Here is a 14908-nt window from a genome sequence, read left to right as displayed (position 1 = left end):
TAAATAAATATGTATTGTCAACTTAAGGAATTTTGTATTAAGATGTTGATACTCGGTCAAGCATTGTCAAAATGTTTGTACTAAAATACAAAGTTAAGCCAAAACCTAATCAGATAGAAGCCATTAATGAGGCAATACGGACAACCCAATTTGTTCGGAATAAAGTCCTGCGTTATTGGATGGATAATCCTGGTGTTGGCAAAACAGAGTTATTTCGGTACAACACAGCATTAAGAAAAGAGTTTAAATTTGTTGATGATTTAAACTCCCATGCTTGCCAGACTGCTGTAGAAAGAACCTTGCGGGCAATTACTCGGTTTTACGATAATTGCCAAAATAAAGTTAAAGTAAAGAAAGGCTACCCTAAGTTTAAAAAACATTCCCATTCCGTAACGGGCAGAAACTGCTGAACAACGAGGGCAAATGCTAGAGGCGAAATTGCGAGCCTTGCAGGTAGAATTAGATTAAATTAACCTAGTTTCTGGAGCGGACAAGACAGCTTTTTTTTCTCAAGTACAAAGACACAAAGTTATACTAAAGGGTTTCTCTCACCATTAAGATAACTGCTATAATGTATTCGCTAACTCTAAGTGGTCGAACAAAATTAAAGTTAACCGTGAGGCAAGGGAATAGACCAGAGGCAATAGTCAAGGCTCTCAGCTTTATTAATGTTTCTTAATACAAACGTATTTGTTGAGAGGGTTTCCGAGCAAATATGAAGCGTAAACTGATTAGGCATCGTCCCTAATTCCTGATCCTGACTGGGGATAACTGCCATGGCTTCTACTACTTAGAAAAAAATTACCAAGTTTGTGTTGATCCCTCAAGGAGAAATTTTTATGGAAATATCTCGTCCTAATCAAGCAGAATTAACCGCCGAAGAACAACAGGAACTAGAAAAGTTGCGCGCTATTATCGAACAGGCTAGTGTTGATGGCGTGATCACTCAAGGGGAAAGGGAAAGAATTGCTCTAGCTATGAGGTCTGATGGTAAAGTGACCCTGGAAGAATTAGAGTTAGTCAGAACTTTAATTACCGAAAAAGTGAGCAAAGGGGAATTAGTTCTTGATTATCTTTAAACTCTGAAAAATCCGATAAAAAAAAGACGGGGTGAAAACCCCGTCCTATTTGTCAAGAATTATGACAAATCCTTGACTTGTGATACTAATTGTGCTACCACATCTTGAGCGCTACCAAAGAGCATAAAAGTTTTAGGATTGTAGAATAATTCGTTTTCTACCCCGGCAAAACCCGATCGCATACTGCGCTTAATCACGATCGTGTGCTGTGCCTTATCCACGTCCAGAATCGGCATTCCATAAATCGGACTAGCTTTATCATGACGGGCAGCGGGATTAACCACATCATTCGCCCCAATAATTAACGCCACATCGACGCGCTCAAACTCAGGATTAATATCATCCATATCGTAGAGCTGCGGATAGGGAACATTAGCTTCGGCCAGTAGTACATTCATGTGTCCTGGCATTCTTCCCGCCACGGGGTGAATAGCATATTTAACCTCAACGCCATTTTTTTCCAACTGTTCAGCCAATTCTCGCACTGCGTGTTGTGCTTGGGCCACTGCCATGCCGTAACCTGGTACAATCACCACAGAACGCGCATAACCGAGCATCATAGCCCCTTCTTCTGAATCAATAGCATGAACCGATTTATCGAGGCTAGAAGTGGCGCTCGCTTCGCCTCCGGCACTAGCACCTGTACCAAATGCCCCAAATAGTACACTAGCCAGCGATCGATTCATGGCTTTACACATGATCTGAGTTAGGATAATCCCCGACGCACCCACCAAAGCACCGGCGATGATCAACATACTATTCATCAGGATAAAACCGACTACGCTGGCGGCAAGTCCCGAAAAAGAGTTTAAGAGGGAGATAACCACGGGCATATCGCCGCCGCCGATGGGAAGCACGAATAAAGCCCCGAAAATTAGGGAAAGTCCCACCAAAGTCAGGAAAACATCGATCGAGGTGGGATTAAAAAAGAGATAGACACTACCCCCTAAAAAGGTGAGTAGTAAGAGAATGTTAAAGGGTTGCTGGAAAGGAAAAGTTACGGGCGCGCCACTGATTAATTCCTGTAATTTGGCAAAAGCGAGGACACTACCGGTAAAAGTGACACCACCGATCAATATACCCAAAATAGCGATCAGTATCGAGTCAAAGGCAATATTTTCACCACTTTGCAGTAAACGCCAGTATTCGCCCATGGCAATTAAAGCACTGGCAGCACCGCCTAAACCGTTAAAAATCGCCACCATTTGGGGCATAGCTGTCATCGGGACTTTTTGCGCCGAAACTAGGCCGATAATCGAGCCAATCACCAACGCCACGGCGATTAAACCATAGCTGAGGATTTCTTGATTGATTAAGGTGGCAATAACGGCGATTAGCATCCCGATGGCAGCCAGAAAATTGCCTTGACGGGCGGTAGCGGGGGAAGATAATTGTTTAAGACCGATGATAAATAAAATGGCGGCGAGTAGATAGGATAACTCGATCCCTGTGATCAGGGCATTATTCATGATTTAGCCTCTTTTTTCTTGAACATTTGCAGCATTCGATCGGTAACGACAAAACCACCGACCACGTTAACCATCGCCAAAATAACGGCAATTAACCCTAAAATTACGGTTAATTCGTGCCAATCCGTGCCTCCGGCGATGAGGAGCGCACCGACAACGGCGATACCTGAAATTGCATTCGCTCCCGACATCAGGGGTGTATGGAGAGTGGGAGGGACTTTATTGATCACCTCGAAACCGACAAAGGAAGCGAGGACAAATACCACTAAAGCGGTTAAAAGTTGGGCAGTCATTGGTTAAAGAAATAGGGGATTGGGTGTGGGGTGTGGGGTGTGGGGTGTGGGGTGTGGGGTGTGGGGTGTGGGGAGAATAAAGCTGCCTTCTGCCTTCTGCCTTCTGCCTTCTGCCTTTTGCCTTTTGCCTCCTGAATCCTGATAGCTAAAAAGCGGATAACTGTTCACTGAGGGCGGATTTAATGCGTTGGTTGCGGATTTCGCCAGCGTGGGTGACACAGGCACTATCAATGATGTCATCGGCAAAATCGAGGTTTAAACTGCCCTCTTTGCTGACTAAAAGCTGTAGCAGCATTTGCAGGTTTTTGGCGTACATCTGGCTGGCATTGGTGGCCACTGTAGCTGGAAGATTAACGGCTCCGACGATTTTTACCCCATTAACAATGATTTCTCGTCCCGGTTGGGTGTAGGCGCAATTTCCGCCCTGTTCCGCCGCTAAATCAACGATTACCGACCCCGCTTTCATGGTGGCGATCATTTCTTTGGTGACTAGCAGCGGAGCTTGTTTCCCCGGTACTTGGGCCGTGGTGATCACCACATCAGCCCGCTTAATTGGTTCCGTTAGGGCTTGACAAATGCGCTCCTGTGTGCTAAGAGAAACCTCTTTGGCATAACCGTTATCGGCGACGGTATCTTCTTCTAGGGGCATTTCAATAAATTTCGCCCCGACACTCTGCACTTCTTCTTTAACTTGCGGACGAATATCAAAAGCCTCCACCACTGCCCCCAAACGGCGGGCGGTAGCGCAAGCTTGCAATCCGGCAACTCCTGCCCCCAATACCAGCACTTTGGCGGGGGCGATCGTACCGGCGGCGGTAGTCATCATCGGGAACATTTTCGGCAGCTCAACGGCGGCGAGGAGTACCGCTTTGTAACCGGCGAGGTTAGCCTGAGAGGAGAGGGCATCCATACTCTGGGCGCGACTACTGCGGGGAATTAATTCCATGCTCAAAGCGGTGATCCCGCGATCGGCTAATTTGGCAATGCGCCGGGGTTGCCGCAGGGGATCGAGAAAGCCGATGAGGATACCGCCACCTTTCAGGCGATCGATCTCGCTATCGCTAGGAGGGACGACTTTGAGAATAATATCGGCAGTTTCATAGATATATTCGCTGTTTTCGCTCAGGGCGGCTCCCACGGCACTATAGGCACTATCGGCAAAGTTGGCACTAATTCCCGCCCCATTTTGGACAATTACCTCAAATCCCGCCTTGACTAAACGGGCGACGGTATCCGGCACTAGCGCCACCCGCGCCTCGCCTTGGTCACTTTCTTTGATTACGCCGATTTTCATGGCTGGGTTTCTCCTTAATAAGTCCTTCTCTTGTCTTATGCTGTTGGGGTAAGGGTTTCGTTAAATGCGATCGATCCCTTGGGATAATTTCGAGTCAAAATTGCTTTTCACTTCCATCCTAGCTATCCTCACCTTTCTGGCTCTTTTTCGGGCTGAATCTTAGGATTATCTTCAGAATTAAAGGGTTTTGAGCGGCATTGTTTGGGAATTTTTTTTATAATGATGAGGTACAAAGTTTTCGTTCTGGGAAACGCCAAAACGGTTAACATTAGCTAGTCTTCGGTCTTAGATACCAGATTAAGTTATACTTCATATTGATGAGAAAGGCTGTAATAGGTCTCGACAATCTCAAAGTTTTACAGTTCTTTTAACTTCGATCGCAATTCCTCTATTTCTGCATCTACTGCTGAATCCTTGAGGGTGTTTGCTGGAGGTAAATCGCTTTGATTAGAAGTTGTACCCGGTAATGCTCCCCCGGACATTTGTGCTTTTAGCAGTGCTAATTCATCATCCACATCGCTACTCGCTTCTAGTGAATCGATGTCAACCAATTCACCGTCAGCTTGACTACTGGCTTCTGACTGCATAAATTTTGCTTCCATGCGCTCAAAAGCTGAAGGGTAAATAGTATCTATACTGCCGATACTTTTTTCGTTAATCTTTCTTTCTAAAATTGGCAATTTTTCTTTCAGTTTATCAACTTGGATATTCAGTTTTTCCAGTTGATTTTTAATAATATTTGCGGTATTAATGTGATGTTTTTTCTTTATATTAGCTTCTCGTGCCAGAGACTCATCACCTTTATCTAGAGCGAGTTTAACTCTTTCTTCCCATTTTAAAACTTCAGCTTGTGCTTGGTTGTACTGTTGTTCGGCTCTTTTTTGTAAGGCAATTACTTCGATAATTGAGGAACGTAAATTAGATAAATCATCCCGCATAATAGTGATGGTTAATTATGACTAGCAATTAATATTCCCTATCTCAACGACAAAATTAATAAATAGAGACGTACCGTAGATAGTACGTCTCGACGCTCTCAAAGTTTTACAGTTCTTTTAACTTCGATCGCAATTCCTCTAATTCCGCATCCACTACCGAATCCCTGACGGTGGTTGCTTGGGGTAAAGTGGGTTGACTAGAAGTTGTGCTGGGGGGTAATGCTCCGCCAGGCATTTGTGCTTTCAGCATTGCTAATTCATCCTCCACATCGCTACCCGCTTCTAGTGCAGCGAATTGATGTTCGATGCCAATGCCCTCCAATTCACCGTAAGCTTGACTACTGGCTTCTAACTCGATAACTTTTGCTTCCATGCGCTCAAAAGCACCCACGGAACTACTGGTATTGATACTGCCGAGGGTTTTTTGGAGTTCTTCGTTAGCTTTTGCGGCTCTGGAGCGAGCTACTAACATATTTTTCTTGGTTTTTGCCTCAGAAATCTTACTTTCGAGCGCGATCAAGTTTTTTCTCAGACTATCTACCTGTACCGTTTGCTGATCCAGTTGATTTTTGAGAATGGCGGCGGTTTCCGTGCAATCTTTCTTGCGTTTAAGAGCTTCCCTGGCGAGATTTTCATCCCCTTTAGCAAGGGCTAATTTGGCTCTTTGTTCCCATTTATTGGCTTCTGACTGGTCTTTGCTGTATTTTTGTTCCGTTTGTCGTTGTTCGGCGATCGCTCTAGCAACCGCTTGACGTACCTGTACTAGATCCTCTTGCATCTCACTGACAGCTTGCTCCAGCATTTTTTCTGGATCTTCAGCCTTGCTCACCATATCATTGAGGTTAGCTCGGACAACTCGGCTAAGGCGATCGAATAAACCCATGACGCTCTTGTTCCTCTCGGTGTGTACTAAATCAGTTAACTGTTCTTAAAATTTCCTATCTTGCCTAACGGCTTATTCTCTAATATAAACCACGAGAGCTAGGATAGGCGATAGGAGTTAGGAGTCAAGAGTCAGGAGACAGCTTTTTTTCTCCCCACACCCCACACCCTACACCCCACACCCCACACCCCACACCCTACACCCCACATCACTCATCCAAGTTTTCTTGTTTTAACTTGAGTAATTCCGCTTCAATTTGTTTTTGTCCCTCCAAATCTTGGAATTGTCGCTCTAAGGGGTCTTTATACCCGATTAAATCGGCTTGGGATTCGGCTTCTAGGACTTTTGCTTCTAATTTCTCGAAAATAGTACCCATCTGACTGCTGTTCAAACTGCCCATAATTTCTTGGGCTTTTTGACTGGCACTCGCTGATCGCAATCTGGCCAGATAAAGGCTTTTCTGTGCTTTCATCTCAGCATATTTGCGTTCAATTGTCAAGAGTTCTTTCTTTAACTTTTGTATAATAGCCGTCTGTTGTTGCAGGGAGGTTTGTAGGGGGGCGATCTGACTTTGATAGGTTTGCCATTGGCTGAGAGCTTGACGGGCGAGTTCTTCGTTACCGTGATGTAGGGCTAATTGGGCGCGTTCGTGCCAAGTTTGGGCGGCTTTTTCCTGTTGTTGTCGTTGGCGCTCGGTGCGTTTCTGGGTAGCGACGGCTGCCGCTAGGGCTTGTCGCATTTGGATCAATTCCCCTTCCATCGCCAAGATCGCTTTTTCCAGCAGTTTTTCCGGATCTTGATTTTCCTGAATCAGACTATTGACTTGGGCGCGAATTGCTTGGCCCATGCGCTCAAACAAACCCATTACCGTCCTCCCGATACCAACCCTAATAGTTTACCGAAGTGCCGCTCCTATCAATAATGATAGAACTAGGGACGGGGGACTGGGAGGGATCGGCTGTTTCTGGGGGTGCCGGACTACTGGGAGAGGGAGAAGGGGATGCTTGTAATTCTGGCGGTAACTGTTTCATTAACTCCGTGGCATCCTGTGGGTTTTGATTAGCCAGACGACGGGCTTTTTCCCGTTGAAAAAAGGGTAAATTAGCGGGTGATTCTTCTCTTTGGCGCAATTCCTCTAACATTCGTTCGTTAATGACCGCCGGAGAGGGGGCGGGGGTGACTTGGGGCGGTGGTGGCGGTGGTGGGGAAACGAGGGAAGATACGGGCGGGGTATTGGGGTCCGGGGGGGCGACGGGTAAAGATTGCTGGATCTTACTGACGGGTAATGGATGGGCGGGTATGAGGGACGGTGGCGGATTCGGGGGTAAGAGGGCGTTAGTCAGATTGATGGCGGTGGGGGGACTCTGAACCACTGGTGGAGCGGGAATGTTAGCGATCGGGCTAGTTTTAACGGGAGGAGCGGGAATATTAACGATCGGACTGGTTTGAGGAGTTTTCTCTACTGGACGAGCGATCGCTATCAATCGATCGAGGTGGCGGGAGTTATTTTTGTGCTGACCCAGCAGCGAAGTCTCAGCTTTCCTCGGGGTGGTGTTGGTTAACCATTGATTGAGACTGAGGAGACTATTAGCAATTAAAAAGATCACCATTGCCCGGATGCCCCAAGGGGTAAAAAAGACATCTTTAGCTGGGGGATAGACGTTAATGACAGTAGCTTCTAGGTATTCTGGTTCCTGAGCGGGATCAATGGATGAACTGGGTTGATGGACGATCGAGAGGGGCAAATCTTGGGAGGATGGGGGTCGATCGGATTTCATGACGGTATTATAGGGTTATGCTGAAAAGTTAAGTAGGTAGGCGTTAAAAATTATCAGAAACCCCCCTTATCAAGGGGGGACTAAGGGGGGATCGGCACCCCCCTTATCAAGGGGGGACTAAGGGGGGATCGGCACCCCCCTTATCAAGGGGGGACTAAGGGGGGATCGGCACCCCCCTTATCAAGGGGAGACTAAGGGGGGATCGGCACCCCCCTTATCAAGGGGGGCAGGGGGGATCGAACCTAAAATCCATTTTTAATTTAATTATAACCAGCTACTTAGGGTTTTTTTCGTCCTAGTCTAACGTGGTACTCTCTAGATTTTCCAGATGTCTTTACATTCTCTTGACAAAATTTTAGCGGTTATTACTCAACAGGCGGGTTGGGAAGAATATCGCCACTATGAGCAAGTGCTGCAATTATGGCCAAAAATTATTAATCCCCGTCTGTTGGAGCAAACTCGGCCTTTTTCCCTCAATCGCGGGGTTTTATCGGTGGCTACCAGTAGCGCCGCTTTAGCACAGGAATTGTCTTTACAACGCTATAGCTTATTAAAACGGCTTAATAGTCAGTTAGAGACTCCCTTGGGCGATATCCGCTTTTCTGCTGCCCGTTGGCAGCAAGATAGTCAGTTAATTCCTCCAGAAGCGATCGCACCTAAATCCCTGAGAGATCATCCTAGTTATGTCACCCCGGAAAAACCGCCAGAAAATCCCCGGCAACCGGACAGTTTAGAGAGTTGGAGCCAGAAAATAGTTCATAGAACCCGATCCTGGCCAATTTGTCCTCGTTGTCAGTCTCCCAGTCCCTCCGGAGAGCTTGAGCGTTGGCAATGTTGTGCTTTTTGTTTTGCCCAGTCGGGCGGGGTAAAAGATTCAATTTCTTAATAGTCTTGTGGAAAGAGTGCTTTTGAGTCGGGAATCAATTGGCCGATCTTTTCTGTCTTAATTGAACCTGTATTCATCAATTCTATTCGGCTAAGGCTTGATCCCCGCTTTGTTATCGCCGATACCAGAGCCGATAACCTCGGCCACAACTGAGTTTAACTCCTCTGTTTTGAGACAGTGCTGCTTTTTGCAAAGTAACTATTAAAAGATTCTAAAAACAAAATTTTTTTTGGGGATCACTAAAAACTATATGGCGTATCAGTCCTAGCTATGCTAGTCAGGAAAATACCCTTGGCACGGGGTAGGACAATATTACACAGAGCGAAAAGAGAGTCATCCCTTGAGTTCCTTATAATCATCTTCCTTTTAAAGCCAACCCATGCAAGCCGCAAACTTTCTTACTTCTTCCTGTCGATACTGCCGATACTATCAAACCCAAGGTCGGCGCGGTGGCACTTGTCAACAACTAGATGTTCCCGTCGAAGCTCATTGGAAAGCCTGCGCTCTAGCGATGCCTCCTTTTGGCACTGAATGGCAAGAACTCAATCGGGTGGTTAGTTTAGAACAGTCTCTAGAATTAACCTGTGCAGTGTCGCCCACTCCCGTAGTGGTTTCCCCTAGTCGTCATGCTCCCCGACAACCGATGGCGGTTTAGAATATCTAGGGCCTAAACAGGAGCAAAAAATTGGCGTTGCCCATTAAAAATATGAATTCACCCTCCCACATCTTTCAGGGCGCTATTTTTGAGATAATAGATGAGTTGATTGCTAAGATAAAGCTGGGAAAAGCAAGAGGCAGTCGGCAAGAGTCAGGAGATTGTTTTTATTTATTCTCCCCGCACCCCGCACCCCACACCCCACTTCCCGATAATTAATGTCGCCAGAATGCCCCTGATGACTTCTCATCGTCCCTTAAAAATTGGTATAGTTGGCACAGGGTTCGCCGCTCAACGTCGCGCTGAAAGCTTGCAAGCCGACGATCGCGCCCAGCTTCTGTATTTTAGCGGTAATAGTCCCGAATCGATCGTTAATTTCTCGCAAAAATACCAAATTTCTGCCCTAGATTCGGCAATAAGCCTGGCCAGTCATCCTGATCTCGATCTGATTGTCATTGCCAACGTTAATCAGGCCCATGCCTCGATCGCCCGTACTGCCTTAAAATCTGGTAAGCACGTTATCGTCGAGTATCCTCTGGCTTTTCACCCGGCAGCGGCAGCAGAATTAATCACCCTAGCCGAAACCGAGAACAAATTACTGCACGTCGAACATATTGAACTTTTGGGGGGACTGCATCAAACCCAACAGCAGTATTTAGACAGCCTCGGCAATATCCACCTAGCCCGTTATACCACAATCGCCCCCGGCAGACCAGCACCCCGGCGCTGGACATTTCATCGGGATTTATTCGGGTTTCCTTTGATTGCTGCCCTTTCTCGTATCCATCGCTTTACTAATTTATTTGGGGAAGTGGAGTCCGTATCCTGTCATTGTCGTTATTGGAATGCCCCGGAATCCGATTATTTTCTGGCCTGTTTGTGTGAGGCGCAGTTATTATTTAAAAATGGCTTAATTGCCGAAGTTACCTACGGCAAAGGCGAAGTTTTTTGGCAAAATGAGCGAACTTTCACTATTCATGGTGAGGGGGGCAGCTTAATTTTTGAAGGGGAAAAAGGGCAGTTAATTAATAGTGAAGGTAGCCAAGTTTTAGAAGTGGAAACCCGTCGTGGTCTTTTTGCTAAAGATACCGCCATGGTGCTAGATTATCTGTTCGATCGGTCTCCTCTTTATGTTACTCCCCAAGCCAGTTTTTATGCCCTAGAAGTGGCCTACGCTGCCTATCAATCTTCTTTGTTGGGAAAAACAGTTTTTCTCGCGGACAATTAAACCGAATTAGACTTTTTGAATTAACTTTCTGCCTAGTAAACCCTGGGGACGAACTAACAACATAATAAAGAGAATAGCAAAAGCGATCGCTTCTCGATAACCGGAATATTCTGCGGGAACAAAAGCTTCGGCAATACCCAATAATAAACCACCGATTACTGCTCCGGGGATACTTCCCAATCCCCCTAAAACAATCACTCCTAAACCTTTTAATCCGAAAGCAATACCGAAATATGGACCGGCAATACTAACACTAGAACCGACTAAAGTTCCTGCTAAACCTGCCAAGGCACCACTAATAAAAAAGGTAATCACGATAAATTTTTCGGGATTGATCCCCAACAAACTGGCCGTGATGACATCTTCAGCTACTGCTTGTAAAGCTTTGCCCATTTTGGTAAAATTAACCCAATAAGTTAGTAAAGCCACCATAACTGCTGAAACCAGAAAAATAATAATCTGAATTGTGCGAATTGCCACGGGGCGATCGGCTGTACCAAAATTAATTGCGGGGGGAAGATTGCCATAAATATCATCGGGAAAAGTATAAATTTCTGCTCCGAATAAGTATTGAATAACATTGACAATTACCACGGCTGCCCCTAGACTAGAAACCAGAGTTAAGAGAGAATCGGAACCCCTTACCCGGAGGGGTTTGAAGGCTAATCTTTCCAGAAGAACCGAGGTGAAACCTGAAAGGATACAGCCTAGCAAAAGTGCTAAAAAAAAGGGTAAAGAAAAGGGTAATTTGGCATTAGCTAATAGACCATTAAAACCGAAAACTCCCCCCGTTAGAGCATAGGTAAAATAGGCGCCGAGGGTAAAAATTGCGCCATGGGCAAAATTGATAATTCCTAGAATGGAAAAAATCAAAGTGTAACCGAGGGCAAAAATAGCATAGACACTACCGATCGATAAACCGTTTAAAACCTGTTGAAAAATTGTTACTAGATCCATTGTCAGGGTTAGCTAGGGTAACTTTTGATTATAACTGACGGTCGCCACCACATCCGGTAAAGGACGCTGCAGTTTATATAACCAGAATAAACCGAAAAGACCAACAGCGATCGCTACTAAACTAATTATTTGCGCCATTTTCAAAAGCCCAAACATTAAACTATCGGTGCGTAGTCCTTCGATCCAGAATCTACCAAGACTGTAGGCGATAAAATAGACTAGGGTAAGGGTGCCAATTTTTAATTTACTAGGGTGTTTTAAACCCCAGAAAAATAGATAGATGAGTAGGGCAAAAACTCCCAGATTCCAGATAGATTCGTAGAGAAAGGTGGGGTGAAAATAATCGACGGTGATATATTTTAAAGGACGACTAGCGGGAGGAATAAACAACCTCCAAGGTAAATTAGTCGGACTGCCAAAAGCTTCCGAATTAAAAAAGTTACCCCAACGTCCAATCGCTTGACCGAGAATGACGGAAGGGGCCACCAGATCGAGCAATTGCCAAAGAGAAACCCGATTAATGCGAGCAAAGATTAGGGCTGCCAGCAAACCCCCGATAATTGCCCCGTGAATAGCGATACCTCCCTTCCAAATGGCGATAATATCGGCAGGATTTTGCGCGTATTCTTGCCACTGAAAGAGAACATAGTACAAACGGGCTGCAGGTATGGCCCCCACTACTAACCAAATGGCCAAATCAGCGATTAAATCGGGATCGATCGCTCTTTTTTGAGCTAGGTACTGGGAGAGGGTGACACCCAATAATACCGCCATAGCGATGAGAAATCCATACCAGCGCACCGAAATTGGTCCGATCTCCCAGAGGACGGGGCCGGGAGACTGAAAGACAAAACCTAAGAGCATAAAATTATTAAGAATAAAAAATTTTATCTTTCCTATAGTATCTTATGCTATGATAGGGTAAGGTGACATATTTGCGGATGTGGCGGAATTGGTAGACGCGCTAGATTTAGGTTCTAGTATCTTTTCGATGTGTGGGTTCGAGTCCCTCCATCCGCATTAACCTTTGGGTCGATGAGGTGTAACCTGATTTGGTATTGACGACCAACGACCCAAAAAGGAAAAGTTGTTAGTTCCCATTTTTGAGACTCCAGTTCAGATTTATTTTTTCAACTGACTTCTTACCCAATTCCGAAAGGGACTTGCGTGGGAATAATATCCCAGCCAGAAAATCGCTCTGTAGAAGAATCAGACCAGCCAGATGGCATATTATCAAAGCGCAAGTCCCTTAGCTGCGGGGGCTCTCGAAGGCTCTCGCCCTCCGATCGATCAGGTTTGCTGATCGATCGGAGGGCGCAAGCTTTGCGCCCCTACAGTAACCGATTTTGTCCACAATGTAGGGGCGAACTGCGTTCGCCCAAAAGGTACATTATCAAAGCGCAAGTCCCAAATGCTTTTACTAACTCTAGGTAATCCAATGTCTCAGCTTGTTGTAAAAATATAGCAATCTCTGAAATAGGAATATTTATAAAAAATTGACTGGTTGGGGAGGTGATATAACTGCCATTTTGTAATTGTTGGATAACCAGAGATTCCCCATTATAAACCCAAACCTCTGCCACGCCTAGATCTGCATAAACCTGAAGGCGATTTTGAGAACTGCTGGTGACATCAATTTCTATGACTAAATCCGGTGGTGGGTCTTCATTTAAGTCCAGTCGCTTTTTCCCCCGAACCGCCTCAATATTATCAATATAAAAACATTCATCGGGTTCTGCACCCCTTAATTGAGGGCGTTTAAAGGTGGTAGAACCGAGGGGATAAATCGGGACTGCTGATTCTTCCGCTAGGGTTTTGACAAAGCGACCGATGAGGGTTTTACTAAATTCGTGTCCGGTCGAAGGAGCCATGATTTCTAAATTGCCACGATTGTAGGTCAGCCGGAGACGGCGATCGCTCATTTCGGCGAGCAGCGTTTCGTAGGTTTTCCAGCTAATCCCGGACAGGTGAATTATTTCAGCCGGTGGTGCGAGCAGTGTTACAGTCATAGATTCAAGCAAAAATCCCCTGCTTCCATTTTAGAATAGTGATCAATATAGCGTGCCTCTCGTTTTGGCCGATCACTTATGGAGTAAAACTCATCTTAAAATAGAGGAGGAAAAACTACGGGTCTCAACTTAGTTGGGGTTTAAAGTTCAAGGTTTTATAGTTTTTGACAGCCATAAGCATTAATACTTGTTGCACAAGTGAGATGCTCCCGACGAAACGCCTGTGGACTTGGGATGATGTAGTCACATAGTATGTGCAAGCGTTAGAATCTCTTGCCTAGGTTTCGGAAACGTTGTCAGAGAAATAATTATCTACAAATTGACTGATTTCCCTTTGAAATTTCTCTGATGAAAAAAGAGACTTTTGATGGGAGAGGGACATTAAAAGCTCTTCCTGTTTCTTTTCATTACTAATTACTGCAATAATCTTTTCTACTGCTTCTTCCATACTGTTAAATTGCAATTCTGTATTGTGCTTACCGACGATTTCAGTTTGACCTCCTATTTTCTGTACAAAGGGAATGATATCTGCTCTCACCATTTCGGCTACGGAGATACCAAACTGGTCTTTCTTGGGATGGATACCATACCTACATTTGTACAGTATATTACAATAATCTGCATAGGGAAGATCCTTATACAGTTGAATCCAGTCGGAATTTTCAGCTACCAATTGTTCAATATAGTGTTGATACTTTTTATTAAAAGCTCCCCCAGCGCCCCCAGTTATATGGAGTTTGATAGAAAATCCTCTCTCCCGCACTGCTTTTAAGACTTTAATGCCGAAATCTGGACTTTTATCTACTGTTAACCTACCGCTAATTATAAAAGCATTCTCTTTTTGCTCCCGAGCAATATCCTTAACGGGAATGACCACTGGGGGATAGATAACGGTACTATCAAGCCCGTAAACTTCTTTGACTGCTTTGGCTACATCAAAAGAGTTAGAAATAGACAGATTCTTTTTGAGGTTATCTACAGAAAAATTGGAGATATTTAGGTAGGGCATATTCTGGTGTATTTTACCACCTTCAAGGACTTTAACCCAATTGATATATTGGATTCCTGGTACGCCTAGATCGGCCGCATTACAAGCTGATATCACCAAGGAATAATTTTTGGCTCTTTCTTTTAAATAACGCAGGCTTAAATGAATGGATATCTGCCGAAAATGAGGATTATTACTGATGAGAAACTCTGAGATGCCTTGCCAACTTTTTGGTAATACAGAAACAACTTTAACTTCTTTGGGACTGAGGGATGTTTCATACAACTTATTTAGCTTTTCCCAGTCTGGATAGTAAAAGGTGAAAAGAGTTAAGTCATATTTTTCTTTTAAGGCTTCTAGTATCCAGAGAGCCACAGATTCAGCACCTCCTCCCATAAAATAGGGCATATAGACTCCAATAGTTTTTTTCAGCATTTTTTAACCACCAATA

15 protein-coding genes, 1 tRNA gene and 1 pseudogene are annotated in these 14908 nt (G+C 44.9%); 6 read left to right on the top strand and 11 right to left on the bottom strand.

Going from position 1 to position 14908, the window contains the following annotated elements; translation table 11 throughout:
- Positions 1 to 71: 71 nt before the first annotated feature.
- Positions 72 to 392: pseudogene (locus H6G40_RS06775) on the top strand (RNA-guided endonuclease TnpB family protein); the annotation flags it as partial.
- A 447-nt stretch (positions 393 to 839) separates the two neighbouring features.
- A complete protein-coding gene (locus H6G40_RS06770; protein WP_002757689.1) occupies positions 840 to 1079 on the top strand; it encodes a hypothetical protein in 240 nt (79 codons plus the stop codon).
- Positions 1080 to 1138: 59 nt separating this feature from the next.
- Here H6G40_RS06770 and H6G40_RS06765 read toward each other — a convergent pair whose 3' ends face one another.
- The 7 genes from H6G40_RS06765 to H6G40_RS06735 form a co-directional block, all read right to left on the bottom strand.
- Entirely contained in the window at positions 1139 to 2548 is a 1410-nt protein-coding gene (locus H6G40_RS06765; protein WP_002733654.1) for an NAD(P)(+) transhydrogenase (Re/Si-specific) subunit beta, read from the bottom strand.
- On the bottom strand, positions 2545 to 2841 hold the full coding sequence (locus tag H6G40_RS06760) for an NAD(P) transhydrogenase subunit alpha part 2 (RefSeq protein ID WP_002733247.1): 297 nt from the start codon (positions 2839 to 2841) through the stop codon (positions 2545 to 2547). The genes H6G40_RS06765 and H6G40_RS06760 overlap by 4 nt, the downstream gene beginning before the upstream one ends.
- A 145-nt stretch (positions 2842 to 2986) precedes the next feature.
- Positions 2987 to 4135 carry a Re/Si-specific NAD(P)(+) transhydrogenase subunit alpha gene (locus H6G40_RS06755; RefSeq protein WP_002731970.1) on the bottom strand — a complete coding sequence of 383 codons (1149 nt, stop codon included), beginning with the start codon at positions 4133 to 4135 and terminating at the stop codon, positions 2987 to 2989.
- 356 nt (positions 4136 to 4491) lie between these two features.
- On the bottom strand, positions 4492 to 5073 hold the full coding sequence (locus tag H6G40_RS06750) for a PspA/IM30 family protein (protein WP_069474042.1): 582 nt from the start codon (positions 5071 to 5073) through the stop codon (positions 4492 to 4494).
- Positions 5074 to 5179: 106 nt separating this feature from the next.
- Positions 5180 to 5956 carry a PspA/IM30 family protein gene (locus tag H6G40_RS06745; RefSeq protein WP_002794189.1) on the bottom strand — a complete coding sequence of 259 codons (777 nt, stop codon included), beginning with the start codon at positions 5954 to 5956 and terminating at the stop codon, positions 5180 to 5182.
- Positions 5957 to 6164: 208 nt separating this feature from the next.
- Complete coding sequence (locus tag H6G40_RS06740; protein ID WP_002734761.1) at positions 6165 to 6821, bottom strand: PspA/IM30 family protein; 657 nt, start codon at positions 6819 to 6821, stop codon at positions 6165 to 6167.
- A 22-nt stretch (positions 6822 to 6843) separates the two neighbouring features.
- On the bottom strand, positions 6844 to 7734 hold the full coding sequence (locus tag H6G40_RS06735) for a hypothetical protein (protein WP_069474043.1): 891 nt from the start codon (positions 7732 to 7734) through the stop codon (positions 6844 to 6846).
- A gap of 328 nt (positions 7735 to 8062) precedes the next feature.
- Between H6G40_RS06735 and H6G40_RS06730 the strand changes: the two genes are divergently transcribed.
- The 3 genes from H6G40_RS06730 (at position 8063) to H6G40_RS06720 (ending at position 10503) form a co-directional block, all read left to right on the top strand.
- Positions 8063 to 8620 (top strand): DciA family protein, encoded by a 558-nt coding sequence (locus tag H6G40_RS06730; protein ID WP_002733675.1) that lies wholly within the window; start codon positions 8063 to 8065, stop codon positions 8618 to 8620.
- A gap of 379 nt (positions 8621 to 8999) precedes the next feature.
- On the top strand, positions 9000 to 9275 hold the full coding sequence (locus H6G40_RS06725) for a hypothetical protein (protein ID WP_002733655.1): 276 nt from the start codon (positions 9000 to 9002) through the stop codon (positions 9273 to 9275).
- A 229-nt stretch (positions 9276 to 9504) separates the two neighbouring features.
- On the top strand, positions 9505 to 10503 hold the full coding sequence (locus H6G40_RS06720; protein ID WP_002734189.1) for a Gfo/Idh/MocA family protein: 999 nt from the start codon (positions 9505 to 9507) through the stop codon (positions 10501 to 10503).
- A gap of 6 nt (positions 10504 to 10509) precedes the next feature.
- Here the strand turns inward: H6G40_RS06720 and H6G40_RS06715 are convergent, their stop codons facing one another.
- Together H6G40_RS06715 and lgt are read right to left on the bottom strand one after the other, a co-directional pair.
- A complete protein-coding gene (locus H6G40_RS06715; protein ID WP_069474044.1) occupies positions 10510 to 11460 on the bottom strand; it encodes a branched-chain amino acid ABC transporter permease in 951 nt (316 codons plus the stop codon).
- A gap of 12 nt (positions 11461 to 11472) precedes the next feature.
- Complete coding sequence (lgt, locus tag H6G40_RS06710; protein WP_069474045.1) at positions 11473 to 12324, bottom strand: prolipoprotein diacylglyceryl transferase; 852 nt, start codon at positions 12322 to 12324, stop codon at positions 11473 to 11475.
- Positions 12325 to 12397: 73 nt separating this feature from the next.
- Here lgt and H6G40_RS06705 point away from each other — a divergent pair.
- A tRNA-Leu gene (locus H6G40_RS06705) sits at positions 12398 to 12480 on the top strand.
- 311 nt (positions 12481 to 12791) lie between these two features.
- Here H6G40_RS06705 and H6G40_RS06700 read toward each other — a convergent pair.
- Both H6G40_RS06700 and H6G40_RS06695 read right to left on the bottom strand, forming a co-directional pair.
- A complete protein-coding gene (locus H6G40_RS06700; protein WP_002733121.1) occupies positions 12792 to 13469 on the bottom strand; it encodes a Uma2 family endonuclease in 678 nt (225 codons plus the stop codon).
- A 277-nt stretch (positions 13470 to 13746) separates the two neighbouring features.
- Positions 13747 to 14892 carry a glycosyltransferase gene (locus H6G40_RS06695; RefSeq protein WP_002733396.1) on the bottom strand — a complete coding sequence of 382 codons (1146 nt, stop codon included), beginning with the start codon at positions 14890 to 14892 and terminating at the stop codon, positions 13747 to 13749.
- Positions 14893 to 14908: the final 16 nt, after the last annotated feature.

The organism is Microcystis viridis FACHB-1342 (genome assembly GCF_014698335.1).
Taxonomy (GTDB): domain Bacteria; phylum Cyanobacteriota; class Cyanobacteriia; order Cyanobacteriales; family Microcystaceae; genus Microcystis; species Microcystis ichthyoblabe_A.
This window is presented reverse-complemented; position numbering and strand designations above follow the sequence as displayed.